This is a genomic window from Mesorhizobium sp. M5C.F.Ca.IN.020.32.2.1 (genome assembly GCF_004023105.1).
GTDB classification, from domain to species: domain Bacteria; phylum Pseudomonadota; class Alphaproteobacteria; order Rhizobiales; family Rhizobiaceae; genus Mesorhizobium; species Mesorhizobium wenxiniae.
Window position 1 is genome coordinate 1 of sequence record NZ_RZSX01001027.1, and the last position, 2,026, is coordinate 2,026.

Below are 2,026 nucleotides of genomic sequence, written 5' to 3' on the forward strand. Positions count from 1 at the left end.
CTGTATCCTCTCCAGCCCTGAATGCCTCGTTGAATACGCCGATATCTTCGACCATCTCCCGCCTCATAACCATACTGGAAGGAATAATCGGCCCATCACGCAGAAAATATGTCGGCAGCGTATCGCATTGGTCCGCGCGATAGCGGCGCACGGCGACGTGTAGAGCATCGGACAGATCCGGAGCGGAAAAATCGACAAAATCGCCATAGACAAGACCTGCCTTGCAGCCATTGCCCAAGACGGCTAATTGACGTTCAAGCTTGTCCTCGGCCCAGAAGTCATCGCCGTCGAGAATTGCAATAAGATCGCCAGCAGCATGTCTGATGGCAAGATTCCTCGCCGATGGAAGCCCGATCCCCGCCGTCGTCAGGACATGTGCGCGCGGTTCCCTGCGACCCAGCGATGCAATCACTTCCGACGAGCCGTCCTTCGAGCCATCATTGACAATGATGATCTCTTTGATGTGGCTCGACGCCGTCTGATTGATCACGCTTTCCACTGCCTGCACGATGAAGCGTTCTTCATTGTGACATGTCATGATAACCGAAACACTCATCTCGTGTTTCCTGGCAATGGGCTCGCGAGAAATCGAGGATGTCTCATGCCCCTGGGGTGGCTCCTCCGCGTCCTGTGCAATGATAGGCAAAGCCCGTGCCGCGTCAATTCAGGCAGGAGCGAGACAAGACTCAGCGCAACGAAAGCTCGTGTGCCGGAGGCTTCTGTTCCAACATAAAAGGCGCAGGGAACAAGGAGCACGAGGGGCAGAAGCCTTGCCTGGACCGCTCCGATCAATCCGAGAGAAAGCGCCCGGCTTAGAGTACGGCTTAAGCGAAACCATGCAGCAATCCATATGAGAACATAGAGGCTGAGCCCAATGATGCCGTTCTCGGTGAGGATACGTTGAAACTCGCCATGTATCCCAAGCTGCAACTCGTCAGGAAGTTCGCTGAAATCCGTCTCGATAATATTCTTGAATTGGTTCGTACCCACGCCCATCAGTGGATGTTCGGAGATGAGTTGTCTGGACAGCGTGAAAGCAAACGCGCGCTGTACATTGCTCGGGGTGTCTCCGGGGGCATATTTCCCCTTCGCGGCCAGATATTCGTATTGCCCCATGCTCAGCGGATCGAGAATGGTCTGCATTTGCTTCTCGACATAGGCGTTATTGATCGTGGTCGACAGCACGAAAAGTGCCACGAAGCCAGCGGCGATCGCTGGCACCATCGCAGCGAGCCGTCCGCGCATCAGAAGCGCGGCGGTCAGAAAGAGGTAGATCAAAAGCGCCTTGCGTTCCCCGGATAGCAGGAGCAGGGGAAGTATCCCTACCCATACCAACCAAAGGGTGCGCCGCTTGCCCCGGTTGACGAAGAGGAGGAGCCCTGCGAGCGCAATTGGAAGGAAGGTGAACGCGAGCCTCGGATCGACCAGATGCTTCCAACCGACCAAGTAGCCATGGGCGACATGCCAGGTGATCGTATACGCGAGAATCAGCATCATGCCGAAAAGCAAGATGTTGACGGCCTTCTGCGTCTCGAGCCATCTAGCCTCCTGTGCGATGGCGAACGCAAAGGCGCCCACGGTGGACATCTGCAACAGCTCGCGCAGGCCGTTCTCTGGGTCCACGCTGAAGGCCGAGACCATGTGCCAGCCCAAGAAGGGCAGGAGCAGTAGAAAACCGGCTGAAAAAGCCAAATTTCGCCAACGCCCCGTCGCCAGGCCAAAAAAAAGCATCAGCAATGCGATCAGCTCGAACGGACGCAGCAATACAAGACCCGTCTCGAACCTGATTGGCAGGAAGAGGCTCAGTATCGCGAATGTGAGGAGATAACGCATCACAGCCCCCTCGCGGCGCGATATTCTTTTAGCACGTTCTCTTTCCCGGAAACAGAACTTGTTGGATGTATCAATGCCAGCCCGCGGAGAAACACTTCACGCTGCTCCAGCCGACGACCCCATCGTTCCGCCCGCTGTGGCAATCGCATATCGAAGAGGTTTCCGCCTGTTGGGAAAACTCACCCTCCTCGGC

2 protein-coding genes are annotated in these 2,026 nt (G+C 56.1%); both read right to left on the reverse strand.

Annotation, left to right across the window (positions count from 1 at the left end; all coding sequences use genetic code 11):
* Nucleotides 1-556 (reverse strand): glycosyltransferase family 2 protein (locus EOA86_RS32360; RefSeq protein ID WP_164892218.1); only part of this gene is annotated, 556 nt, incomplete at its 3' end.
* The gene (locus EOA86_RS32365; protein ID WP_128345309.1) at nt 553-1,833 is read right to left on the reverse strand and encodes an O-antigen ligase family protein; all 1,281 of its coding nucleotides are present in this window, start codon (nt 1,831-1,833) and stop codon (nt 553-555) included. The genes EOA86_RS32360 and EOA86_RS32365, both read right to left, overlap by 4 nt.
* Nucleotides 1,834-2,026 lie beyond the last annotated feature (193 nt).

Bases quoted from the DNA above. Each gene is read 5' to 3' on its own strand.
- EOA86_RS32365 (WP_128345309.1), bottom strand. From the start codon at position 1,833: ATGCGTTATCTCCTCACATTCGCGATACTGAGCCTCTTCCTGCCAATC.